Annotated in this window: 22 protein-coding genes; 14 read left to right on the top strand and 8 right to left on the bottom strand. The window is 60.3% G+C overall.

The window, feature by feature from the left end; all coding sequences use genetic code 11:
• Positions 1-11 precede the first annotated feature (11 nt).
• Together CAF76_RS27035 and CAF76_RS27030 are read right to left on the bottom strand one after the other, a co-directional pair.
• Positions 12-734, bottom strand: coding sequence for a glycerophosphodiester phosphodiesterase family protein (locus tag CAF76_RS27035; protein ID WP_064381085.1), 723 nt, complete (start codon positions 732-734; stop codon positions 12-14).
• A 14-nt stretch (positions 735-748) separates the two neighbouring features.
• On the bottom strand, positions 749-1,330 hold the full coding sequence (locus CAF76_RS27030; protein WP_039772787.1) for a PilZ domain-containing protein: 582 nt from the start codon (positions 1,328-1,330) through the stop codon (positions 749-751).
• 94 nt (positions 1,331-1,424) lie between these two features.
• Between CAF76_RS27030 and CAF76_RS27025 the strand changes: the two genes are divergently transcribed.
• The 3 genes from CAF76_RS27025 (at position 1,425) to CAF76_RS27015 (ending at position 4,674) form a co-directional block, all read left to right on the top strand.
• Positions 1,425-2,675, top strand: coding sequence for a lipoprotein-releasing ABC transporter permease subunit (locus tag CAF76_RS27025; RefSeq protein WP_011335182.1), 1,251 nt, complete (start codon positions 1,425-1,427; stop codon positions 2,673-2,675).
• A gap of 7 nt (positions 2,676-2,682) precedes the next feature.
• Positions 2,683-3,366 carry a lipoprotein-releasing ABC transporter ATP-binding protein LolD gene (gene lolD / locus CAF76_RS27020; protein ID WP_162831788.1) on the top strand — a complete coding sequence of 228 codons (684 nt, stop codon included), beginning with the start codon at positions 2,683-2,685 and terminating at the stop codon, positions 3,364-3,366.
• Between the two features lie 63 nt (positions 3,367-3,429).
• The gene (locus tag CAF76_RS27015) at positions 3,430-4,674 is read left to right on the top strand and encodes a lipoprotein-releasing ABC transporter permease subunit (protein ID WP_064598104.1); all 1,245 of its coding nucleotides are present in this window, start codon (positions 3,430-3,432) and stop codon (positions 4,672-4,674) included.
• A 30-nt stretch (positions 4,675-4,704) separates the two neighbouring features.
• Here CAF76_RS27015 and CAF76_RS27010 read toward each other — a convergent pair whose 3' ends face one another.
• Both CAF76_RS27010 and CAF76_RS27005 read right to left on the bottom strand, forming a co-directional pair.
• Positions 4,705-6,045 carry a heavy metal sensor histidine kinase gene (locus CAF76_RS27010; RefSeq protein WP_085649298.1) on the bottom strand — a complete coding sequence of 447 codons (1,341 nt, stop codon included), beginning with the start codon at positions 6,043-6,045 and terminating at the stop codon, positions 4,705-4,707.
• A complete protein-coding gene (locus CAF76_RS27005) occupies positions 6,045-6,725 on the bottom strand; it encodes a heavy metal response regulator transcription factor (protein ID WP_085649297.1) in 681 nt (226 codons plus the stop codon). Before CAF76_RS27005 ends, CAF76_RS27010 begins: the two co-directional genes overlap by 1 nt.
• A gap of 193 nt (positions 6,726-6,918) precedes the next feature.
• Between CAF76_RS27005 and CAF76_RS27000 the strand changes: the two genes are divergently transcribed.
• Positions 6,919-7,413: a plastocyanin/azurin family copper-binding protein gene (locus CAF76_RS27000; protein WP_256579672.1), complete on the top strand. Its 495-nt coding sequence runs from the start codon at positions 6,919-6,921 to the stop codon at positions 7,411-7,413.
• Positions 7,414-7,474: 61 nt separating this feature from the next.
• A complete protein-coding gene (queF, locus tag CAF76_RS26995) occupies positions 7,475-8,305 on the top strand; it encodes an NADPH-dependent 7-cyano-7-deazaguanine reductase QueF (RefSeq protein ID WP_085649295.1) in 831 nt (276 codons plus the stop codon).
• A 63-nt stretch (positions 8,306-8,368) separates the two neighbouring features.
• On the opposite strand, the gene CAF76_RS26990 is transcribed toward queF, so the two are convergent.
• Positions 8,369-8,632: a DUF4404 family protein gene (locus tag CAF76_RS26990; RefSeq protein WP_085649294.1), complete on the bottom strand. Its 264-nt coding sequence runs from the start codon at positions 8,630-8,632 to the stop codon at positions 8,369-8,371.
• Between the two features lie 108 nt (positions 8,633-8,740).
• Positions 8,741-9,361 (bottom strand): phosphatase, encoded by a 621-nt coding sequence (locus CAF76_RS26985; RefSeq protein WP_085649293.1) that lies wholly within the window; start codon positions 9,359-9,361, stop codon positions 8,741-8,743.
• A 186-nt stretch (positions 9,362-9,547) separates the two neighbouring features.
• Here CAF76_RS26985 and CAF76_RS26980 point away from each other — a divergent pair, with 186 nt between their 5' ends.
• From CAF76_RS26980 to rssC, 3 genes are all read left to right on the top strand, one after another.
• Positions 9,548-10,237 (top strand): VacJ family lipoprotein, encoded by a 690-nt coding sequence (locus CAF76_RS26980; protein ID WP_011335174.1) that lies wholly within the window; start codon positions 9,548-9,550, stop codon positions 10,235-10,237.
• 322 nt (positions 10,238-10,559) lie between these two features.
• Positions 10,560-11,741, top strand: a complete 1,182-nt coding sequence (gene rssB / locus CAF76_RS26975; protein WP_041475374.1) for a two-component system response regulator RssB — start codon at positions 10,560-10,562, stop codon at positions 11,739-11,741.
• Positions 11,741-12,223 (top strand): anti-sigma factor antagonist RssC, encoded by a 483-nt coding sequence (gene rssC / locus CAF76_RS26970; RefSeq protein WP_003226553.1) that lies wholly within the window; start codon positions 11,741-11,743, stop codon positions 12,221-12,223. The genes rssB and rssC overlap by 1 nt, the downstream gene beginning before the upstream one ends.
• Before the next feature lie 73 nt (positions 12,224-12,296).
• On the opposite strand, the gene tal is transcribed toward rssC, so the two are convergent.
• Both tal and CAF76_RS26960 read right to left on the bottom strand, forming a co-directional pair.
• Positions 12,297-13,223 (bottom strand): transaldolase, encoded by a 927-nt coding sequence (gene tal, locus CAF76_RS26965; RefSeq protein ID WP_039772777.1) that lies wholly within the window; start codon positions 13,221-13,223, stop codon positions 12,297-12,299.
• 187 nt (positions 13,224-13,410) lie between these two features.
• On the bottom strand, positions 13,411-14,355 hold the full coding sequence (locus CAF76_RS26960) for a glycosyl hydrolase family 5 (RefSeq protein WP_085649292.1): 945 nt from the start codon (positions 14,353-14,355) through the stop codon (positions 13,411-13,413).
• A gap of 290 nt (positions 14,356-14,645) precedes the next feature.
• Here CAF76_RS26960 and CAF76_RS26955 point away from each other — a divergent pair, with 290 nt between their 5' ends.
• The 6 genes from CAF76_RS26955 to CAF76_RS26930 are packed head-to-tail and all read left to right on the top strand — an operon-like array spanning position 14,646 to position 21,915.
• A complete protein-coding gene (locus CAF76_RS26955) occupies positions 14,646-15,086 on the top strand; it encodes a low molecular weight protein-tyrosine-phosphatase (RefSeq protein ID WP_039772775.1) in 441 nt (146 codons plus the stop codon).
• A gap of 38 nt (positions 15,087-15,124) precedes the next feature.
• Positions 15,125-17,347 carry a polysaccharide biosynthesis tyrosine autokinase gene (locus CAF76_RS26950; protein ID WP_085649291.1) on the top strand — a complete coding sequence of 741 codons (2,223 nt, stop codon included), beginning with the start codon at positions 15,125-15,127 and terminating at the stop codon, positions 17,345-17,347.
• Positions 17,348-17,388: 41 nt separating this feature from the next.
• Positions 17,389-18,465, top strand: coding sequence for a glycosyltransferase (locus tag CAF76_RS26945; RefSeq protein ID WP_085649290.1), 1,077 nt, complete (start codon positions 17,389-17,391; stop codon positions 18,463-18,465).
• Between the two features lie 14 nt (positions 18,466-18,479).
• The gene (locus CAF76_RS26940; protein ID WP_039772772.1) at positions 18,480-19,592 is read left to right on the top strand and encodes a polysaccharide pyruvyl transferase family protein; all 1,113 of its coding nucleotides are present in this window, start codon (positions 18,480-18,482) and stop codon (positions 19,590-19,592) included.
• Positions 19,589-20,821, top strand: a complete 1,233-nt coding sequence (locus CAF76_RS26935; protein ID WP_085649289.1) for a polysaccharide biosynthesis C-terminal domain-containing protein — start codon at positions 19,589-19,591, stop codon at positions 20,819-20,821. Before CAF76_RS26940 ends, CAF76_RS26935 begins: the two co-directional genes overlap by 4 nt.
• A complete protein-coding gene (locus CAF76_RS26930) occupies positions 20,812-21,915 on the top strand; it encodes a hypothetical protein (RefSeq protein ID WP_085649288.1) in 1,104 nt (367 codons plus the stop codon). The genes CAF76_RS26935 and CAF76_RS26930 overlap by 10 nt, the downstream gene beginning before the upstream one ends.
• Position 21,916 lies beyond the last annotated feature (1 nt).

The raw sequence follows: 21,916 nt of genomic DNA, 5'->3' as shown, positions 1-21,916 counted from the left end.
GGAGACCGATTTCAGCCATTCCCGAGGGTGGCAGTGGCCAAACCGGGAAAGTCTGTAATCAGGCTGTCAACGCCGAAGTCGGCGAGTCTGCGCATCAGCGCAGGCTCGTTGACGGTCCACACCGACACATGCAGCCCCTGACGCTGCGCCTTTTGCAGGCGTTCCGGCGTACACAGCGTCCAGTTCAACGCCAGAATCTCGCAACCGTAACTCTGTGCGACCTTCAACGGGTCGAGCCAGGCGTATTCGGCCACTAGGCCGCGCGATACGTCGGGCACCAGATCCAGTGCAGCCTTCAACACTTCCCGCGAACTCGAGGTGATTGTCACCTTGTCGAGCAGCCCGTGTCTGACTGCCATTTCACGGATCGCCAGCACGGTGGTCGCGGCGCGGGTGCGAGAAGCGCTTTTGACTTCCAGCTGCCAGTGCTCGAAATCACACTTTTCGAACAGTTCTTCCAGCGTTGGAATCGGGCATGGCTTGATCCAGCCCGGACCGCCCTTGCGCGCGTCGTAGGTCACCAGCTCGGCGGCGGTGTGCTCGACCACCTTGCCGCGCCGGTCGGTGGTGCGCTTGAGGGTCGGGTCGTGGATGACCATCAGCTCGCCGTCCTTGGACAGGTGCAGGTCCAGCTCGCAACGGCGAACGCCGTGCTTGAGACATTCCTGAAAACTGCTCAGGGTGTTTTCCGGTGCTTCGCCCTTGGCGCCGCGGTGGCCGTAGATAAGGGTCACGGTTCTTCCTTAATTTAGATGCCTGATTCGTTCTGTTCGCGGGCCAGACGTCGTTCCTGGGCCTGCTTCTGCAAGATATAGCGGGCGAGCAACTGGCGCTGGGCGTCAGTCAGGTGTTCGAACTCGGTGCCGACGTCGTAGCCGTCGCCCTTGCGGTCGCAATGGGTCACGCGGGCGCGCAGCAGCAGGCCAAGCGCCTGGGGCATCAGAACCAGTTTCACCGACAGGTGCGCGCCGGTGGCGATCGGGGTAGGGTGCTGAAAGTCGATGCCGCCCTCGGAGATGATCACCGGTTGCGGCTCGCCGATATGGCCGAGCACGGTCAGGGCGACCACCTGGCTGAGCAGGTCGATGCGTTTGTTCTGGGATTTCAGGAACGCCGCGATGGCGCGGTCGCGTTCACTGATCTGGCGCAGCAGGTGCTGCGACTCGAATTCGCTCAGGTGCAGTTCGCTGAGCAGGTTGAACAGTGGAGAAGCATCCTGCAACACTTCCTGGCCTGCGGCTTCGGGAGCGGACAGGGGCCGAATTTCCAGTGCGATCGTGTCCTCGATACGGTAGTATTCGCGGCGATCTTCTTCATCTAATGTCGACATGGCGAACCCATGGTAGCGGCGGTGGTCTGAGTGTAAAGCTGGTTATCGACCCCCGCCACAAGGACGTTCCTTTTCCCTCCGAACAAGCCCCGACATGTTCAGACCTCTCTTCGTATTTATCGGCACGCGTTATACCCGTGCAAAGCGTCGCAATCATTTTGTGTCATTCATTTCCCTGACTTCGATGATCGGGCTCGCCCTTGGCGTGGTCGTGATGATCGTGGTGCTGTCGGTGATGAACGGCTTCGATCATGAGATGCGCACCCGCGTGCTGGGCATGGTGCCCCACGCGACCATCGAGTCCGGTGAAGCCATCAACGACTGGCCGAGCCTGGCGGCCAAGGTCAAGCAGAACCCGCAGGTGGCGGCCGTCGCGCCGTTCACCCAGATGCAGGGGTTGCTGACCAACAACGGCCAGGTGTCCAAGGTGTTGCTCAATGCCATCGACCCGGCGCTGGAGCGCAACGTCTCGATCATCGACAACTTCATGAAGCAGGGCAAACTCGACGATCTGACGCCGGGCAGCTTCGGCATCGTGATCGGCGACAAGGCCGCGACCAAGCTCGGCGTGGGCATCGGTGACAAGATCACCTTCGTCGCACCGGAAGTCAGTGTGACCCCGGCCGGGATGTTCCCGCGCATGAAGCGCTTCACTGTGGTCGGCATCTTCCATGTCGGCGCCGGTGAACTGGACGGCTACCTGGGCGTCACCAACCTGCAGGATCTGGCGAAGATGCACCGCTGGAAGCCTGATCAGGTGCAGGGCCTGCGGCTGAAGTTCGACGATCTGTTCCAGGCCCCGCGTGAGGCGTGGAACATCGCCCAGCGCCTCGGCGAAGACCGTTACTACGCCCGCGACTGGACCCGTACTCACGGCAACCTGTATCAGGCGATCCGCATGGAAAAAGCCATGATCGGCCTGCTGTTGCTGCTGATCGTCGCGGTGGCGGCGTTCAACATCATTTCCACGCTGGTGATGGTGGTGAATGACAAGAAGGGCGATATCGCCATTCTGCGCACACTGGGCGCCACGCCGGGCACGATCATGCGCACGTTCATGGTGCAGGGCACGGTGATCGGCGTGGTCGGCACGGCCATCGGCGCCGTGGTCGGGATCTTCGCCGCGCTCAACGTCAGCGCCGCGATTTCGGCCCTCGAAGGCGTGATCGGACACAAATTCCTCAACGCCGACGTGTATTTCATCGATTACCTGCCGTCGCAGGTGCAGAGCCAGGACGTGGTCATGGTCTGCGCCGCTGCGTTGGTCCTGAGTTTCCTCGCCACCCTGTATCCAGCCTGGCGTGCCGCGCGCACCCAGCCGGCGGAGGCGCTACGTTATGAGTGAGTCGGGCATGAGTGAAAAAGCAATCTTGAGCTGCCGCAACCTGGGCAAGTCCTACGAGGAAGGCCCGGAGTCGGTGGAAGTGCTGGCCAACCTGCAACTGGAATTGCATCCGGGTGAGCGGGTGGCGATCGTCGGCAAATCCGGTTCGGGCAAAAGTACCTTGCTCAACCTGCTGGGCGGTCTCGACACGCCGACCAAGGGCGGTGTCTGGCTCGACGGTGAAGAACTGTCGGCGCTGAGCGAGAAGAAGCGTGGCCTGCTGCGTAACCGCGCCCTCGGGTTCGTGTACCAGTTCCACCACTTGCTGCCGGAATTCACCGCGCTGGAAAACGTCTGCATGCCGCTGCTGATCGGCAAGACCGCGATCCCGGAAGCACGTCAGCGTGCCACGGCGTTGCTGGAACGGGTCGGCCTGGGTCATCGCCTGGAGCACAAACCGGCAGAGCTGTCCGGTGGCGAACGCCAGCGCGTGGCCATCGCCCGGGCGCTGGTGAACAATCCAGGACTGGTGATGCTCGACGAGCCGACCGGCAACCTCGACTCCCATACCGCCGAAGGCATTCAGGATCTGATGCTGGAACTCAGCACTTCGATGCGCACGGCGTTTCTGGTGGTGACTCACGACATGAACCTGGCTCGCCAGATGGACCGCGTCCTGCAGCTGCAGGAAGGTTGCCTGACCCCCATCTGACGGCTTGAAACCCGATGTCTGAAAAGGCGTCGGGTCTTTTATTTTTATACGGTGCCCCAGCGAATGTTCAGACCGTTATCGATCTTTATCGGCACGCGCTATACCCGCGCCAAGCGCCGCAATCGCTTTGTTTCGTTCATTTCGATGACCTCGATGATCGGCCTCGCCCTCGGCGTGCTGGCGATGATCGTGGTGCTGTCGGTGATGAACGGCTTCCAGCGCGAAATGAGCTCGCGCATCCTCGGCATGGTGCCTCACGCGACCATCGTCGGCGTCAAGCCGATCGACGACTGGCAGCCAGTGGCCGCCGCCGCGATGAAGAACCCGGAAGTGACCGCCGCCGTGCCGTTCACCGAGATGGAAGGCATGCTGTCCTACAAGGGCATGATGCAGCCGATCCAGATCAGCGGCGTCGATCCGGCCCAGGAAGGCAAGGTGTCGATCGTTGCCCAGCACATTGTCCAGGGTCGTCTCGATGCCTTGAAGCCGGGTGAGTTCGGCGTAGTGCTGGGCGAAATCACCGCTCGGCGTTTTCGCCTCAACGTCGGCGACAAGATCACCCTGATCGTGCCGGAAGTCAGCACCGCACCGGGCGGCATCACTCCGCGCATGCAGCGCTTGAACGTGGTCGGCGTGTTCAAGGTCGGTGCCGAACTCGACGGTTCCATGGGCCTGATCCACGTCTCCGACGCCGCGACCATGCAGCACTGGGAGCCGAATCAGGTGCAGAGCGTGCGTCTGGCGGTGAAGGATCTGTACGCTGCGCCGAAGGTTTCATCGGACATTGCCACCGGCCTCGGCACCGACTTCAAGGCTGACGACTGGACCCATACCCAGGGCAGTCTGTTCAGCGCGATGAAGATGGAAAAAACCATGATCGGCCTGTTGCTGCTGATGATCGTCGCGGTGGCGGCGTTCAACATCATTGCGACCCTGATCATGGTGGTGAACGACAAGGGCGCGGACATCGCGATCCTGCGCACCATCGGCGCCACGCCACGGCAGATCATGGCGATCTTCATGGTGCAGGGCACGGTGATCGGCATCGTCGGCACCATCATTGGTGGCGTGCTGGGCGTGATTGCGGCGCTGAACGTCAGTGAAATGGTGGGCTGGGTCGAGCGGGTGACCGGGCAGCACATCTTCAGTTCGGACGTGTATTTCGTCAGCAACCTGCCATCGGAATTGCAGGGCGGCGACGTGCTGCTCATCTGTTCGGCGGGCTTCATCCTCAGCTTCCTGGCCACCGTTTACCCGGCGTGGCGAGCGGCGAAGATCGAACCGGCGCACGCGTTGCGCTATTCGTAAGTTCCCCCATTGAGGCCGGCATTGCCGGCCTCAATCGTTTTTCGGCAACTCAATCACAAACCGCGTCCAGCCCTGAGCCGATTCGCAATGAATCTGCCCGCCATGAGCGCGGATGATCGACTGAGTAATCGCCAGCCCCAATCCCGCATGCTCGCTGCTGCCTTCCTGGCGCGCCGGGTCCGCACGGTAGAAACGGTCAAACAAACGCGGCAACAAGTCCGCAGAAATCCCTTCGCCACTGTTCTCCACGGTCACCCTCAAGGATTTAGCCTGCTCGGTGACCCGAATGCGCACCTCGCCGTTTGCAGGGGTAAAGCGCAACGCGTTATCCAGCAGATTCGATAGCGCCCGGCGCAACATCGGGCGATCCCCCTCGAGCTGCCCCGCACCGTCACGACTCAGGCCTACCTGAGCGTCTTCGGCCAGCGGCGCAAAAAACTCCAGCAACGCGTCGGCTTCTTCCGCCAGCTCCAGTGGTTCACGCTTGGGCACCAGCAAACCGTGGTCAGCCTTGGCCAGATAAAGCATGTCGTTGACCAGTTGCGCCATCCATTGCAGCTCTTCAAGGTTGCTGTGCAATGCCTCGCGATAGTCTTCGAGGGGGCGAGGGCGGGTCAGGGTGACCTGGGTGTGGGTCAGCAGATTGGAAAGTGGTGTGCGTAGCTCATGGGCGATGTCGGCGGAGAACGCTGACAGCCGCTGAAAAGAGTCATCGAGGCGTCCGAGCATGGCGTTGAAGCTGTGGGCCAATTCCGCGAGTTCTGCAGGCATCCGCGCTTCCGGCAATCGGGCATTCAGCGATTGCGCCGAAATCCCACGGGCCACGGCACTCATGCGGCGTAGCGGACGAAGACCGCTGCGGGCAGCCCAAGCACCGAGCAACGCGGTGGCCAGCGCCGAGAGGCCGACGGTCAGCCAGATCAAATGCTGCATGCGTTGCAGGAAGTGCTGGTGGTGGGTGATGTCCAGCAGCAAGGTCAACTGCGGTGAATCGGGTTTTCCCGGTTCAAGCGCGGCGTTGAGCAGGCGATAGTCGGTGCCGTTGTCGTTGATGGTGGCCAGACCGGGTTGCTGCGGCAGGTTAGCGGGGGTATGCAACGAGCGCCCAAACCAGCGCTGGCCCTCAGGGCCGCTGACGCGCAACGTGATATCGCCCTGTTGGCTCAACTCATCGGTGATGTGCGCGGCGTCGCTGCCACTCAGCAGCGTCTGACGTACGCCGAGCAGTTTTCCTTCGAGCAGTTGCTGGTCGAGCTCGACGAAGTGGCCCTCGCTGGCTCGATTGAAAACCACCCCGGCGACTAGCGAAACCACTGCGGTGCAGCCTGCAAACAACAGCGCCAGCCGGCCGCTCAAGGACAGTCGGCGCATCAGTCGGTTCGCTCTTCAAGGACGTAACCCATGCCGCGAACGGTGTGAATCAGCTTGTTGGGGAAGTCGTCGTCGATCTTCAGGCGCAGCCGGCGAATCGCTACTTCGATGACGTTGGTGTCGCTGTCGAAGTTCATGTCCCAGACCTGTGAGGCGATCAGCGATTTGGGCAGCACTTCGCCCTGGCGGCGCAGGAGCATTTCCAGCAGTGCAAACTCCTTGGCGGTGAGGTCGATGCGTTGGCCGCTGCGTTCGACCCGGCGGCGGATCAGGTCCAGGCTCAAATCGGCCAGGCGCAGGCTGGTTTCCTGGGGTGTGGAACTGCCGCGGCGCAATAGGCTGCGCACCCGGGCCAGTAATTCGGAGAAGGCGAACGGTTTGACCAGATAATCGTCGGCGCCCAGTTCGAGACCATGCACACGGTCTTCAACGGTGTCCTTTGCGGTCAAAAACAGGATCGGCGTTTCCAGACCGGCGCTGCGCACCGCTTGCAGGATCTGCCAGCCATTGCGTCCGGGCAGCATCACGTCGAGGATCAGCAGCGCATAGTCGCCACTCAACGCCAATTGCTGGCCGGTGGTGCCGTCGGCCACCAGTTCGGTGTTGAAACCGGCCTCGGTCAGGCCCTGGCGCAGGTACTGGCCGGTTTTGGGTTGGTCTTCGACGATCAGCAGTTTCATGGGCAACTCGGGTAGCGGGAACGAGGACGTTATACCGTGGGCGAACGCGGCGGGCGCCAACCTGACAAAGTTGTAATCTCCCTGTCAGGTCGCTGCCAGCGCAGGCGGGCTAGAGTTTCCCACAGGCTGAACCTTGATTTGTTGGAGTACGACTATGTTTTTGCGCAACCGTCTGGCCCTTGCCGCGTGTCTGATGGCGCTCAGTTCGCCGCTGTGGGCATCGCCGGCGCACACCTATGACTTCGGCCAGCCGGCCCCGGCGTCCAAGGCCACCCGCAGCATTGAAGTGGTGATGGGCGACATGAGCTTCGATCCGAAGGCGATCGAGATCAAGGCCGGTGAGACCGTTCGTTTTGTGCTGGTGAATAAAGGCCAGTTGCTGCACGAATTCAACCTCGGCGACGCGGCGATGCATGCAAAACATCAGCAGGAAATGTTGCAGATGCAGCAAAGCGGCATGCTGACGCCGACCGGCATCAAGGAAATGTCCCACGATATGGCAGGAATGGATCATGCCTCGATGGGGCATGGCATGAAGCACGATGACCCCAACAGCGTGCTGGTGGAGCCGGGCAAAACAGCCGAGCTGATCTGGACCTTCAACAAAGCCGTGAACCTGGAGTTCGCCTGCAACATTCCCGGGCATTACCAGGCGGGAATGGTCGGCAAACTGACTGTCAGTCAGTAAGCACTCAAAGGCGGGAGCAAAGGCTGGTAGAATCCGCTGATTCTTCAGTCAGGTTTCCGCCATGCATCCCGCAGCCGAACATTCGCCGCTGGGCAAATCCAGCGAATACATCGCCACGTACACGCCGTCATTGCTGTTCCCGATCCCGCGCACTGCGAAATGGGCCGAGCTGGGCCTGACCGCCGAAACCCTGCCGTATAAAGGCGTGGATTTCTGGAACTGCTTCGAGCTGTCGTGGCTGCTGCCGTCGGGCAAACCGGTGGTCGCGATCGGTGAATTCAGCATTCCGGCGGATTCGCCGAACATCATCGAATCCAAGTCGTTCAAGCTGTACCTGAACTCGCTGAACCAGACGCCGTTCGCCGACATGGCGAGCCTCGAAGCGACGCTGGTCAAGGACTTGTCCGCTGCTGCCGGCAAGCCGGTGGGCGTGCGGGTTCGCAGCCTGAAAGACGTCGAAGCTGAAGGCGTTGTGGCGCTGCCGGGCGTGTGCATCGACGATCTGGATATCAGCGTCAGCAACTACGAACACCCGCGTCCTGAACTGCTGCGCTGCGACGATTCGCGCGTGGTGGAGGAGAGCGTGCACAGTCATCTGCTCAAATCCAACTGCCCGGTGACGAGCCAGCCGGACTGGGGCAGCGTGGTGGTGGAATACCGTGGCGCGGCGCTGGATCACGCCAGCCTGCTGGAATACATCGTCAGCTTCCGTCAGCACTCGGACTTCCACGAGCAGTGCGTGGAGCGGATCTTCCTCGACCTGCAGCGCCTGCTGAAACCGGAAAAACTCACGGTGTTCGCGCGTTATGTGCGCCGGGGCGGGCTGGACATCAACCCGTACCGCAGCACTGAAAGCGTGCAACTGCCGAACCACCGTCTCGTTCGTCAGTAACCCGCCTCGCGGACATGAAAAAGCCCTGCCAATGATGGCAGGGCTTTTTTGCATTCGCGGGTTTCAGATGCCCATGCTGTGCAGGGTAGTAGCAATGTTGCGCAAAGTACCGGCGATGGTTGGATGTTCGAGTTCAAAGCGTTCGACCGCCAGGTTCACACCATCGGCGATACTGTTTTCCTGAGTGGACTGTTCCAGTTTTATCTCGGATTCGATCTGCGCCATCAGGTCGTGCAGATGTTCGCGCTCTTCTTCGGTGAGCGGCGGAGTCTGATCCAGTTGCTCGCGCAGGGCAGTGAGCTGTTTTTGCAGTTCTTGAGCGGGCATGGTTGTTTCCTTTTATCGAGAGGCACTGGCATAGACCGCAGCCGTGCGCCAAAGGTCTATGGCTCTCTTTAAGACTAATCCACTCTTGGCCAACCTGCATGATCCCGGTCAGGGCTTTTCGCCTTTGAGGCGACGCAGGCTGATGTCCGCCAGACAGGTGTCGAGCTCGCCCAGATGATCGATCACCGAGTGCACGCCGAGGCTGAACAGTTGCACGGTCGCCTTGCCGCGCAGTTGTTCGCGTTCCTTCTGGCTCAGGGCCTGCCATTCGCTCGGCGCCATGCCGCACAGTGAACCGCAGGACGCCAGGCCAATGGTCCACAACCCGGCATTGAGGCCCGATTGCAGCAGGCGCGGTTCGCCGCTGACCAGTACGCAACCGTCGAGGCGATCGACATTCAAGCCCATCAACGCTTGCCAGCAGGCGTTGGGCGCCGGCCAAGGATTGATTGTTGCCGAATATTGCGATGGTTTGATCCAGTCTGGCAGCGCCGATGCCAGTACCTGAGTGCTCGCGATGGACAACTCATCCAGCCAGGCGCAGGGAATTTGCTGGCGCTGCAGGCTGCGCAGGCTGTCGAGGGCGCCGGGTGTGACGTCGGCGTGTTCCGGGCCGACGCTGGTTTGATGACGGGCGCGGGCGCCGAAGTCCACCAGACAGCCGCTGAGTCCGAACAGCACGGCGGTCAGCGTCGGTGCCGCGAGGGGCAAGGCTTCGGCTTGAGGCATGGAAAACGTCCCTGAAATAGCGATCAGGCTAGGCAATGTCGGTGACAATTGCATGACAGGCCAATGACGAAGCGTCCTACAGTGGGTTTCACCGGGGGAACTGCCTAAAGCGCCGTTTCCGTCTTATACTGACGCACTAATCGCCGCGGCCCAGGTGCTGCGTCCGTACTATCCAAGGAGTTTTCTATGCGCTGGAGCCATCCTCTTGCTCAGCTTTGTGTATGTGCCAGCGTAATGCTGGTGCCGTTCGCCGCTCAGGCCGCAACGGAAGAAGATCCTTGGGAAAGCGTCAACCGTCCGATTTTCCAGTTCAACGATTTCGTCGACACCTATGCGCTGAAGCCGCTGGCGCAGGGTTACGAATTTGTTACTCCGCAATTCCTGGAAGATGGCATCCACAACATGTTCCGCAACGTCGGTGATGTCACCAACCTGGCGAACAACATTCTTCAGGCCAAACCGGCTGCGGCGGGCGTCGACACCGCGCGCCTGATCTTCAACACCACGTTCGGCCTGCTCGGATTCTTCGACGTCGGCACCAAAATGGGCCTGAACCGCAGCGACGAAGACTTCGGCCAGACTCTCGGCTACTGGGGCGTCGGCAGCGGTCCTTACGTGATGCTGCCGCTGATGGGCCCGAGCACGCTGCGTGACGCGCCGTCCAAGTACGTCGACAGCTTCACCGGCCCGTATCGCTACATCAACGACGTGCCGGTGCGTAACTCGATTTTCGGCCTGAACATCGTCGACACCCGCGCCAGCCTGTTGTCCAGCGAGAAGCTGATCAGCGGCGACAAGTACACCTTCATCCGCAACGCCTACCTGCAGAACCGCGAGTTCAAGGTCAAGGACGGGCAGGTTGAAGACGATTTCTGATCTCGATTGATCGGTATGAAAGGGCGACCGCGAGGTCGCCTTTTTTGTGGGCGCGTCCAATGATTGGGTTACGGTTGAAGCCGTTCTTATAACTGCGAGTGATTTGACAAACAAAGTCTCCAAGCGACCATCGGCGCATGCTTGAAACGCTCGAAGGATGGGAGTACCGTCTGCGCCTTAGAAGGGCACCTCTGGTGCAACCGTGTGCGGCGCGAATGCTCCGAAGCGGTGTAGCAGAGAGGCTAGAAAGCGAATCCAGTAGTCTGCGCCGGGCCGTTGCCCCGCCTGCTACGCCAACCTAATTCTGGCGCCGTTTGCCCACATGCCAAAAACCAGTGCCACGCTGCTGATAATCGATGATGACGAAGTAGTGCGCGCGAGCCTCGCGGCCTATTTGGAAGACAGTGGTTTCAGCGTCTTGCAGGCCAGTAACGGCCAGCAGGGTCTTCAGGTATTCGAGCAAGACACGCCCGACTTGGTCATCTGCGATCTGCGCATGCCGCAGATGGGCGGTCTCGAACTCATCCGTCAGGTCACTGAGCGGTCGCCGCAGACACCGGTGATCGTGGTCTCGGGCGCCGGCGTGATGAACGACGCGGTCGAGGCCCTGCGCCTGGGCGCGGCGGATTATCTGATCAAGCCTCTCGAAGATCTGGCCGTGCTCGAGCACTCCGTGCGCCGGGCCCTGGATCGTGCGCGTCTGCTGCTGGAAAACCAGCGCTACCGCGAGAAACTGGAAAAGGCCAACCGCGAACTCGAAGCCAGCCTGAACCTGCTCCAGGAAGACCAGAACGCCGGTCGCCAGGTGCAGATGAACATGCTGCCGGAAAGTCCGTGGGCCATCGACGAATTCAGGTTCGCGCACCAGATCATCCCGTCGCTGTACCTGTCGGGTGATTTTGTCGACTACTTCCGGGTCGACGAGCGCCGGGTGGCGTTCTATCTGGCGGACGTGTCCGGTCATGGCGCCTCTTCGGCGTTCGTCACCGTGCTGCTGAAGTTCATGACCACGCGCCTGTTGTTCGAATCCAAGCGCAACGGCACGCTGCCGGAATTCAAGCCTTCGGAAGTCCTCGGTCATATCAACCGGGGGCTGATCAGTTGTAAGCTGGGTAAACACGTCACAATGGTCGGTGGAGTCATCGACGAGGAGACCGGTTTGTTGACCTATAGCATCGGCGGCCATCTGCCGTTGCCTGTGTTGTACACGCCTGACAGTGTTCGCTACCTCGAGGGGCGCGGTCTGCCGGTGGGGCTTTTCAACGAAGCTACCTACGAAGACCACGTGCTCGAGCTGCCACCGACGTTCAGCTTGACGCTGATGTCTGATGGCATTCTGGATCTTTTGCCAGAGCCCACACTCAAAGAGAAAGAAGCCGCTTTACCGCAAAAGGTGAAGTCGGCGGGCGGCAGCCTGGATGGTCTGCGGCAGGTTTTTGGATTGGCCACGCTAGGGGAGATGCCGGATGATATCGCCCTGTTGGTGTTGAGCAGGAATCTTTGATGAGTACCGGTAGAATCCAGTTCGCCGAGCAGGACGGCACCTTCGTCCTGAAGTTCGTCGGTGAAGTTCGCCTGACCCTGTGTTCGGCGTTGGATGCGACTATTGAAAAAATCTTCACCGCGCTGAATTTCAACGCGATCGTGATCGATTTGACCGAAACACGCAGCATCGACAGCACCACCCTGGGCCTGCTGGCCAAGCTGTCGATCCTGTCGCGGCAGAAGGTCGGCCTGCTGCCGACCGTGGTCACCACCCACGAGGACATCACCCGTCTGCTGCAGTCGATGGGTTTCGAGCAGGTGTTCAATATCGTCAACCATCCCGTGCCGTGCCCGGAATGCCTTGATGACCTGCCGGATCAGGATCAGTCTGAAGAGGTGGTGCGGATCAAGGTGCTCGAAGCGCACAAGATCCTCATGGGCCTGAACGACTCCAACCGCGAAGCCTTCCATGACCTGGTGAATGCCCTCGAACGGCACTGATCAGCCAGACCGCAAGGCACAAAAAAGGGCGAACCTGTGAGGGTTCGCCCTTTTTGCGTTTGCGCTCGGCTGATTACAGCTTGGCTTGCAGCAGCGCCTCGAGTTTTTCCTGGTCGCGGGCAAACTGGCGGATGCCTTCGGCCAGTTTTTCGGTGGCCATCGCGTCTTCGTTGGACAGCCAGCGGAATTGCGCTTCGTTGAGGCTCAGGCGCGCTTCGCCAGCATGGCCCGGAGCGAGTTTGCGTTCCAGCTTGCCGGTGTCGGCCGCCAGTTTCTCGATAAGATCCGGGCTGATGGTCAGGCGGTCGCAGCCGGCCAGTTGCTCGATCTGACTCAGATTGCGGAAGCTCGCGCCCATGACCACGGTCTTGTAGTCATTGGCCTTGTAGTAGTTGTAGATGCGCGTCACGGACTGCACGCCCGGATCATCGGCACCGGTGTAGTCGTTGCCGTTGGCCTTCTTGTACCAATCGTAGATGCGGCCCACGAACGGCGAGATCAGAAAGACGCCGGCATCGGCGCAGGCAGCGGCCTGAGCGAAGGAGAACAGCAGGGTCAGGTTGGTCTGGATGCCTTCCTTCTCGAGGATCTCGGCAGCGCGGATGCCTTCCCAGGTCGAGGCGATCTTGATCAGTACGCGGTCACGGCCAACGCCGGCCTTGTCGTACAGCTCGATCAGGCGGTGGGCCCGTTTGAGCACTGCGTCCTTGTCGAACGACAGGCGTGCATCCACTTCAGTGGAAATACGGCCCGGGATCACTTTGAGGATTTCCTGACCGACCGCGACGCCGAAACGGTCGCTGGCCAGGCCGACATCGCCCTTGCAGTCGCCGACGCTGGCGTTCAGCAGTTCAGCGTAAGCCGGAATAGCCGCTGCCTTGAGCAGCAGGGAAGGGTTGGTGGTGGCGTCGACCGGTTTGACCCGGGCAATCGCTTCGAAGTCGCCGGTGTCGGCCACAACGGTGGTGAACTGTTTGAGTTGTTCCAGCTTGGAAGTCATGAGCGTGCTCTGTCCTATGGGTCTGGTGACATTACCCGAGCGTCGACAGCCACTCAAGGGCATGTCGGCGTATCGAGCGCCCCGGCGGCAACAACCTGAAAACGGCTGTTTGAAAGGCGGGGCGCGTATCGATCAATACGATGCCAAAAAGAACCACAGGTTCAAAGCAACTGACCCGCTGTACCGCTTAATCGGCGTTCAAATGAGTCGAGACCGCCGTCTGTGCCGGTTTCGGCTGGCCGTCGGAGGTCAGCAGGCCGAAATTCTTCTCCCGGTCGTTGCTGCCCGACTCGCTGTTCTTCCATTCGTAAATCGACGTCAGCGGAATGTTGAGTTTTTTAACATCGGCGATGAACGCAGAGATTTTACTGGCTTGCCCTTCCGGTCCGCCGTTGGAGGCGAGCGCCGAGACGCCCCATTCACTGATAACGCCCGGCAGACGGAAGTTTTGCTGGATGAAGGTCTGCGCGTTACTGATCTGCGTCGCGGTCATGCCGTAGGGGTGATAGGAAATGGCGTCCAGGCACTCAGGATAAGTGCCGAGGATGCTGTTGAGGGCCACGGTCGAGGCGGAGCCGGCCGTCGGCGGACGGGCAAAACCGAAGCCCACCAGAGGCGTCGATTGCGGTTTGCCCTGCAGCGTCTTGCACATGGCCGTCATGAACGGCACGAAGGTGTTCTTGAAGTCTCCAGTGGGCCAGTAGGTGTCGAGGTCCGGCTCATTCCAGATTTCGATCCCCACCAGTTGCGCGTTCCAGGCTTGCTCAAGCCCGCTCACCGCGTTGGCAAAGGCTTCACCGGCGGTGGTCAGGTCACCGGTCAAGGGTTTGGTGGCGCGAACGGTCATCAAGACCGGCAACCCGGCGGACCGCGCCGTCGCAAACGCATCGCTGATCTGTTTCTGGTAGGCCTTGCCGCCGAGGCTGTCGCTCCAGACGCCGAAGCGCACAAAGCTGAATCCGGCCGCTTTGATCTGCTCGGCGTCCGCCGGGGTGAAGTTCTGGATCTTGACCTGAACGCCAATGGTTCGGGTGGGCAATGACGGGAACAGCGTACTGGCGTGAACCTGCGCGGTGGCACTGAGTGTCAACAGGGCGGCGGCACCCAGATGTTTGAGATGTGCTGATTTCATGTCGGCTCTCCTGATGAGAATGACATCTAGCGAAGGGTTATCTCGTTACACAGGTTTCGAGGGCAATAAGGATGCTAAGTGCACGAATGTTATTTTTTGTCGGAAAACTTTCGCCTGAAAATCACAGTTATTTTTAGTCCGGTAATTCTGGTTGGGGGACTTTTAGAGGCCGTGGTACTTAATGCATCGGTATTAAGGGTGAATCTATTTCCGAGTGAAGGAAGGTCTTGCGGGTTCATTCGAATTTGCAAGGCATGTTGGCCGATTGACATTACACGGGAAAGTAAACCTTGTTCAAAAAGATTCTTGTCGTTTGCGTAGGCAATATCTGCCGAAGTCCGACAGCGGAACTTCTGTTGCGCAATGCACTGACACCCTCGGCGATCAGCGTGACCTCCGCAGGCCTGTCTGCACGGGTCGGCGAAGGCATGGAGTCGACCGCGCGCCAGGTGCTGGAAGACCGCGGACACAGTGCCGAAGGGTTCAAGGCGCGGCAACTGACAGCGGACATCGTCAATGAATCAGACCTGATTCTGGTGATGGAAAAACAACATGTTAATCAAGTACTGAAGATTGCCTCTCACGCCAGGGGCAAAGTGTTTCTGCTGGGCAAGTGGCAGAGCGAACGAGAAATACAGGACCCGTATCGTCAGGGGCAAGCCGCTTTTATTCATGCCCATGCATTGATTGAAGATGCTGTTAGCTCATGGGCGCAACGCCTGGCGCGTTGATGAATATTCTTCAGTTCAGTGAATGGTAAGAAAGACTTATGCAGTTACCGTCAGTAATAGGCACCCGCGACAACGATCAAGACAGTATTGATCTTCTCGGCATCTTCGGCAGCCTGATCGATCAGAAATGGTTGATCGGTGCGTTCACCGGCGCGTTCATGATGACCGGTGTGGCCTATGCGATTTTGGCCACGCCGGTGTATCAGGCCAACGCGCTGGTGCAGGTCGAACCGAAAAAGAACGACATGCTCGGTTTTTCCGACCTCAACAGCATGCTCGGCGGGCAATCGCCGTCGGTGACCGAAATCGGCATCATCAAATCCCGCGCGGTGATCGGCAAAACGGTCGACGATCTGCGCCTGGACATCGACGTCACTCCCAACACCTTCCCGCTGATCGGCGGCTTTCTTTCCCGGCGCTATCGCGGTGAGACCGAACTCAGCGTCGCGCCGCCGCGTTTCGGCCTGAGCAGCTACGCCTGGGGCGGTGAACGCCTGGAGTTTGCGAAGCTCAATCTGCCCAAGGAACTGCTGGGCAAAAAACTCACCCTGATTGCCGGCGAACAACATCGCTTTCAGCTGTTGGACGACAACGACAACCTGCTGGTCGACGGCGTGGCGGGCGAAGCCTTCGCGCAGGACGGCGTAGAAGGGCAGGTCGCGCAACTGTTGGCCAATCCCGGAACCCGTTTCGAAGTGGTGCGCAACCCACGAATCGTGACCATCCAGGGTTATCAGGACGCGCTGGACATCTCCGAGCAAGGCAAGGAGTCCGGCATCATCCGTCTGGCCCTGGCCAGCAGCGACGCCGCCGAAGCGGTGAAGATCCTCAACAAGATCGCCGCGCTGTACGTCGATCAGAACGTGCGCCGCACCTCCGCCGAAGCGGCGCAAAGCCTGGCCTTCCTGCAAAGCCAGTTGCCGCAGGTCAAGCGTGACCTGGCCAAGGCCAGCGATGCGCTCAACGCCTACCAGACCCACGGCAAGACCGTGAACATCTCCATGGAAACCCAATCGGTGCTCGGCCAGTCCGTGGCGCTCGAAACGCGGATTTCCGAGCTGAAACTGCAACAGGCGGAGATGGATCGCAAGTTCACCAAACAGCACCCGGCCTACCGCGCGCTGATGACCCAGATCGGTGAACTGACCCAGCAACAGCGCTCGCTGGAAGGCAAGGTTCAGGACCTGCCAGCCACGCAGCAGGAATTGCTCAACCTGACCCGCGATGTCGAAGTCGCCTCGCAGATCTACACCCAGTTGCTGAACAAATCCCAGGAGCTGGACATCGTTCGCGCGGGCGCTGTGGGTAACGTGCGTCTGGTGGATACGGCGGATGTCGACCTGACCAGCCCGGTCAAACCGAAAAAAGCCCTGATCGTGTTGATCGCCACCTTCCTCGGCGCCTTCGTCGGCGTGGCGCTGGTGCTGTTGCGCAAATCCCTGAGCAAGGGCCTGGAAGGGCCGGAAGGCATCGAGCAGCTCGGCTTGCCGGTCTACGCGTCGATTCCCTACAGCGCTCTGCAACAGGAAGAGGACAGCAAAAAAGTCCGGGCCAAAGTCGCGGCGGACACGCCGGCGTATCTGCTGGCCCTGCGCAACCCGACGGACCTGTCCATCGAATCGATCCGCAGCCTGCGCACCTGCCTGCACTTCGCGGCGCTGGATTCGACCAACAACCGCATCATGATTTCCGGCCCGAGTCCGCAGGTCGGCAAGACCTTCGTCTCTTCCAACCTCGCGGCGGTCATGGCGCAAAGCGGGCAGCGCGTGGTGCTGATCGACGCCGACATGCGCAAGGGGCATCTGCACAAAACGCTGAACACGCCGATCACCAACGGCTTGTCCGATCTGCTGGTCAAGCGCTGCACCCTCGAACAGGCGATCAACAAGGTCGAAGTCGACAACCTGCACTTCATCAGCCGTGGCCAGGTCCCGCCCAACCCTTCCGAGCTGTTGATGCACGCCAATTTCCGCGACCTGCTGGCGCAACTCAGCGAGCGCTATGACGTGGTGATCATCGACACGCCACCGCTGCTGGCGGTGACCGATGCGGCGATTGTCGGTCGCGAAGCCGGCATCAGCCTGATCGTCGCGCGGTTCGGGGTGAACCCGGCCAAGGAAATCGAAATGACGATCCGGCGTTTCGCCCAGAACGGTATCGAGTTGAAAGGCGCGGTGTTCAACGGCGTCGAGAAGCGCGCGGCCAGCTATTACGGCAACGGCAGCTATTACAACTACGAATACGCGTCCGACCAGTCCTGAAATTCAGCGACGGTTCTTACAGGCATGAAAGTGGGTGAGTTGTGAAAAAAATACTGCACGTGGCGGAAACGATCAAAGGTGGGGTGGCAACGGTCATCCGCACGATTTCGGCGGCTCCCGAAGACGGGCGCTATGAGCTGGTGTATCTGGTCCCGCTCGACCAGAAGAAAGAGCTGCACGGCATCGATCCACAGCAGATCCGCACCTTTGCCCGAAGCGGGCGGAATGTTCCGTCGCTGCTGCGTTTTGCCTGGCAACTGGCGCGGGTCCTGCTCAAGGAAAAACCCGACGTGGTGCATTTGCACAGCACCTTTTCCGGGGTGATCGGCCGTTGCGTGTGCGTGCTGCTACGACCGTGGCGCAAGCCGAAAATCGTCTACTGCCCGCATGCGTTCTCGTTCCTGATGGAAAGTTCGCCGATCAAGCAGAAAGTCTATGCGGGGATCGAACGGGTGCTGCAGAAGGTCACGGACACGATCATCTGCGTCAGCCAGTTCGAGCTGGACAAGGCCGCGAAGTTTGGCATCGAGCGCAAGCGCATGACGCTGATCTACAACGGCATCGATCACAAGCATGAAGAACGCAAGGCCAACGATCCGGCACCGATTCATCTGCTGTTTGTCGGTCGCCTCGACTACCAGAAAGGCTTCGACGTGTTGCTCAAGGCCTATACCGAAGCACAGCGCAGCGACCTGAAACTGACGGTGGTGGGCAGTGCGGTGAACGAGGACGTCGTCGAGTGTCCGCCGCTGGACGGGGTGGAATACCTGCCCTGGGTGACGCCAACCGAAGTACACGCGCTGTATCAGAAAGCCGATGCCCTGATCGTGCCGAGCCGCTGGGAAGGCTTTGCCATGGTGCCGCTGGAAGGCATGGCGCTGGGCCTGCCGGTGATCGCCAGCGACTGCACGTCTTTGCCCGAACTGGTCACCCATGGTGTGTCCGGTTACGTGTTCCCTGCCGGTGATCACCAGGCGCTGGCCGATCGGCTGAAGAAAATCCAGAAGCCTGCGTTGTCGGCCCTCGGCATCGAAGGTCGGCGCATCGTCCGCGAGCGTTTCAGCGCCGCGTTGATGATCCGCCAGACCTACGACGTGTATTCCGCTCCCTCTTATTAAGTAGAACTCCGCTCATGAACGTAACGATTTTGCATGGCTACAGTGCCTCCAACTCCGGCGATGGTCTGCTGGTCGATCTGGCCATTGCGCTGGTGCAGCGCAACTTTGGCGAAGACACCGCGATCAGTGTGGTTGCTTCCGATCCGGACTCTTTCAAGTACCTGCCGCACCCGCGCTTCGATGCGCCAGTCATGGCGGCCAAGGGCTTGGGCCGGGTCAAGCAGGCGGTGTTCCTCAATCAGTCCTACGCGGGGCTGGCGGATCTGCTGAAGAAGACCGATCTGATCGTCGGCGTTGGCGGCGGCTACATGCGCTCGAAGAGCGCCTTCGAGCACATCAAGCTGAAACTCGGTCACGCCAAGCAACTGGAAACCGCGATCCTCAGCAAAGTGCCGTCGGTGTACCTGCCGCAAAGCATCGGGCCGTTTCACGGCGACAGCGACAAGATCGTCGGCCACTACGCCAGCGCCGACGCGGTGTTCGTGCGCGATAACCGGTCCTCGGCGCTGTTCGATGCTTGTGAAAATGTCTACCGCGCGCCGGACCTCGCGGTGCAGGCCCTGGCCGGCAAGATCCTCCAGCAACCCAAGTTCACCCGCTGTGCCTCGACCCCGGCCACGGTGTGCGTGGTGCTGCGCAAACCGCCGGCATGGAGCAAGGAAAAGAAGCTCGCCTACGTGGCCAACCTGAAGGTGCTGCTGCAGCGCTTGAAGAACAAAAGCAAAGTGGTCTGCGCCGTACAGAGCGCCGTGCGTGGTAACGATGACGGCGCGTTTTACCGCGAGCTGGGCATCACCGAAGACCTGTTGCCGCTGAAGGCAACGCTGGCCAAATACCAACCGGACCTGGTGATTTCCGTACGCCTGCACGGCGCGATCGAATCGCTGCTCTCGGGTGTGCCGGCGTACCACATCAGCTACGAACGCAAAGGCTTCGGCGCCTATCAGGACATGGGCGTCGAGGACTGGGTCATCAACGGCGGCGATATCAATGTCGACACCATCATCGACACGGTTTACGCACCGGACGCCCTGTCGAATTTCGGCAAACGCCTGACCGACACCTGCCGCGAGATCGAGGCGAAAACCGTGGCCATGGACGACATCATCAAGGGCGTCATTCGATGATATTCCGGCTGTTGCTGCGCGGCGGGGCACTGGGCGCGAAGTTCCTGCTGGTGCTCGCCATCACCCATTACCTCGGTTACGAGGCGCTGGGTTTTTACGGCGTGGTGGTCGCGGCGTCGTTGATCGCGTCGAAGTTCTACAGCGTCGGTTTCAGTTCCGAGATCAACCGGCTGATCAGCGTGGGCGGCAGTTCGCGCCGGGTCGTGGACAAAGTGCTGCTGCTGTACCTGGCCGTGGGCCTGGCGTTGTCGGTGCTGACGGTGGTGATTTATTCGCTGTTCCAGTCGGTGGAAGCGACGGCCGCGCTGATCGCCTGCGTGACGCTGGTGCTGCTCACCGAACACCTGTCGTTCGAGATCAACTCGTTCGTGTTTTCCGCGCAGAAAGCCACGGCGGGTGCGTTGCTGTTCTTCATCAAGACCGGGCTCTGGGCGCTGCTGGCCGTGGGCGGCATGGCACTCGGCTGGGTGTCCGCAATCGCCAGTGTGTTGTGGCTGTGGGTCATCGCCAACGTGCTGGTGATTGTCGCCGGTTACCTGATCGTGGTGAATGTTCATCGCGGGCGGGAAGAGGGGACGCTGGCCACCGCCGCCGTGTGGAAAGCCGGGTTGCCGTTTTACCTTGGCACTGGCCTGATCGCGCTGAGTCAGTACGCCGAGCGCTTTCTGATCATCGACTTCGAACCCTACGCCAGCCTCGGTAAATACGTGTACGCGTGGTCGGCGGCCAACACCTTGCAGGCGCTGTCCTACGCGGTGGTGGCGGTGGTCGGCATTCCGCTGCTCGCCAAGCGTTATCAGGCCGATCAGCAACCGTTCACGGTCCGGCAGTTGTTCGTGAACAAGTGGGTCGCGCGTTCGCTGGTGGTGTCGGCGGCGGTCGCGGTGGGCATTTATCTGTTCTTCAACGTGGTGCTCGATTACGTCGCCACCAGTGTTCCGCGTCCGGACAACGGCATCCTCGGCGTGCTGATTTTCTCCTTCGCCCTGCGCGCCATTGGCGACATCGTCTGGGGCGGGTTGATCGCTTCGAAAAACAGTCGGGTGTCCCTCGCCAGTGCGGCCATTTGCCTGTTGGTTTCAGTGCCGGTCAGTTACCTGCTGATCAAGCACTGGTCGATCTACGGCGCGGCCTGGGGCAACGTCTTCGCGATCATCGTGCAGCTTGCCGTGATCGCGCTGCTGACCCGTGCCACGCGCGCGAAAAAGGCTGTCGTGTCATGGGCCTGAAACTGCCGTGCATCGAGTTTCGTGGTCGCCGTCTCGATTCGTCGCTGTCGTTCCTGATCCTGTTCACCGGGCTGTTTCTGTCGGTGGCCATGCCGCTGCTGGTGCCGCGCGATCCGGGCCCGGACGCGATGACCCTGTGGTCGTCCTATGCCCGGGCCGACAACTGTAATTTCTGGAACCCGTTCTCGCCGGATCGCTCGTCCTACGAATGTTCGGCGTTCCTGCTGCGGCCCACCGGGATCAACCTGACCAACGCCTGGGCCTACGGGATGTTCTGCAACTTTTTCCTCACGGCCATTCCCGTGGTGGTGTTCCGGCGCATGCCGCTGACCATCTTCGGAACCCTGTGCCTGTGGGGCATCGTCCGTTCGTTTTTTCTGGAAAACTTGACCAAGGAAATCATCGTGTCGGTGGCGGTGCTGAGCATTCTGTTCAGCTCGCTGACGCGCAAATATCGCGGCGGATTTTTCCTTTCGGCGGTGATCTACGGCGTGCTGATCCGGCCCTACTGGATTTTGTTTTCGCTGTCCTGGGTCGGCGTCTGCGTGATGAAGAAATACGTCTCGCGCACCACCTTCTTCCTGATGCTGTTCCTGTTCTATCTCGCAGTTGCAATGGCGATCCAATTGGCGCTGGGCTTTCCGGTGTCGTCGATTCGTGCCAGCAACAACGAACTGCGCACGGCGGGCGAGGAGGGTTCCAAATCGCTGATCGTCTCGTGGCTCAGCGGCAGCGACTTCGTCTCGCAGGCCCTGGACTCGATGATCATTTTCTTCCGCTTGTCGTTTCCCGTTGAGCTGATCCTGCTGTCGGGGCCGGGCCAGGTGATCTTCGTGGCGTTGATGATCATGACCGCGCTGCTGCTGTTCAAAGTCATCACCTCGACCGATTACAAGGGCGCGCCGATCCAGACCAAACCCAAGGAACTGATCGCGATTCCGCTGGCGTTTCTGCTGGTTCAGGGCTTGTTCGAACCGGACTTCGGCTCGTTCGCCCGGCACTTTTCGATGGTGGTGCCGGTGCTGTTCGTGGGCCTGGGGTTGATGTTGCGGGCGAACAAACCGGTGCAGGTTGAATCAAGAATTCTGAATTGAG

This window comes from Pseudomonas sp. B40(2017), assembly GCF_002112855.1.
GTDB classification, from domain to species: domain Bacteria; phylum Pseudomonadota; class Gammaproteobacteria; order Pseudomonadales; family Pseudomonadaceae; genus Aquipseudomonas; species Aquipseudomonas pharyngis.
The sequence above is the reverse complement of the archived record's forward strand: the minus strand, read 5'-3'. Positions and strand labels throughout refer to the sequence as shown.

Bases quoted from the DNA above. Each gene is read 5' to 3' on its own strand.
- CAF76_RS27030 (WP_039772787.1), bottom strand. From the start codon at position 1,330: ATGTCGACATTAGATGAAGAAGATCGCCGCGAATACTACCGTATCGAG.
- CAF76_RS27025 (WP_011335182.1), top strand. From the start codon at position 1,425: ATGTTCAGACCTCTCTTCGTATTTATCGGCACGCGTTATACCCGTGCA.
- lolD (WP_162831788.1), top strand. From the start codon at position 2,683: ATGAGTGAAAAAGCAATCTTGAGCTGCCGCAACCTGGGCAAGTCCTAC.
- CAF76_RS27015 (WP_064598104.1), top strand. From the start codon at position 3,430: ATGTTCAGACCGTTATCGATCTTTATCGGCACGCGCTATACCCGCGCC.
- CAF76_RS27010 (WP_085649298.1), bottom strand. From the start codon at position 6,045: ATGCGCCGACTGTCCTTGAGCGGCCGGCTGGCGCTGTTGTTTGCAGGC.
- CAF76_RS27005 (WP_085649297.1), bottom strand. From the start codon at position 6,725: ATGAAACTGCTGATCGTCGAAGACCAACCCAAAACCGGCCAGTACCTG.
- CAF76_RS27000 (WP_256579672.1), top strand. From the start codon at position 6,919: ATGGCGCTCAGTTCGCCGCTGTGGGCATCGCCGGCGCACACCTATGAC.
- queF (WP_085649295.1), top strand. From the start codon at position 7,475: ATGCATCCCGCAGCCGAACATTCGCCGCTGGGCAAATCCAGCGAATAC.
- CAF76_RS26990 (WP_085649294.1), bottom strand. From the start codon at position 8,632: ATGCCCGCTCAAGAACTGCAAAAACAGCTCACTGCCCTGCGCGAGCAA.
- CAF76_RS26985 (WP_085649293.1), bottom strand. From the start codon at position 9,361: ATGCCTCAAGCCGAAGCCTTGCCCCTCGCGGCACCGACGCTGACCGCC.
- CAF76_RS26980 (WP_011335174.1), top strand. From the start codon at position 9,548: ATGCGCTGGAGCCATCCTCTTGCTCAGCTTTGTGTATGTGCCAGCGTA.
- rssB (WP_041475374.1), top strand. From the start codon at position 10,560: ATGCCAAAAACCAGTGCCACGCTGCTGATAATCGATGATGACGAAGTA.
- rssC (WP_003226553.1), top strand. From the start codon at position 11,741: ATGAGTACCGGTAGAATCCAGTTCGCCGAGCAGGACGGCACCTTCGTC.
- tal (WP_039772777.1), bottom strand. From the start codon at position 13,223: ATGACTTCCAAGCTGGAACAACTCAAACAGTTCACCACCGTTGTGGCC.
- CAF76_RS26960 (WP_085649292.1), bottom strand. From the start codon at position 14,355: ATGAAATCAGCACATCTCAAACATCTGGGTGCCGCCGCCCTGTTGACA.
- CAF76_RS26950 (WP_085649291.1), top strand. From the start codon at position 15,125: ATGCAGTTACCGTCAGTAATAGGCACCCGCGACAACGATCAAGACAGT.
- CAF76_RS26940 (WP_039772772.1), top strand. From the start codon at position 18,480: ATGAACGTAACGATTTTGCATGGCTACAGTGCCTCCAACTCCGGCGAT.
- CAF76_RS26935 (WP_085649289.1), top strand. From the start codon at position 19,589: ATGATATTCCGGCTGTTGCTGCGCGGCGGGGCACTGGGCGCGAAGTTC.
- CAF76_RS26930 (WP_085649288.1), top strand. From the start codon at position 20,812: ATGGGCCTGAAACTGCCGTGCATCGAGTTTCGTGGTCGCCGTCTCGAT.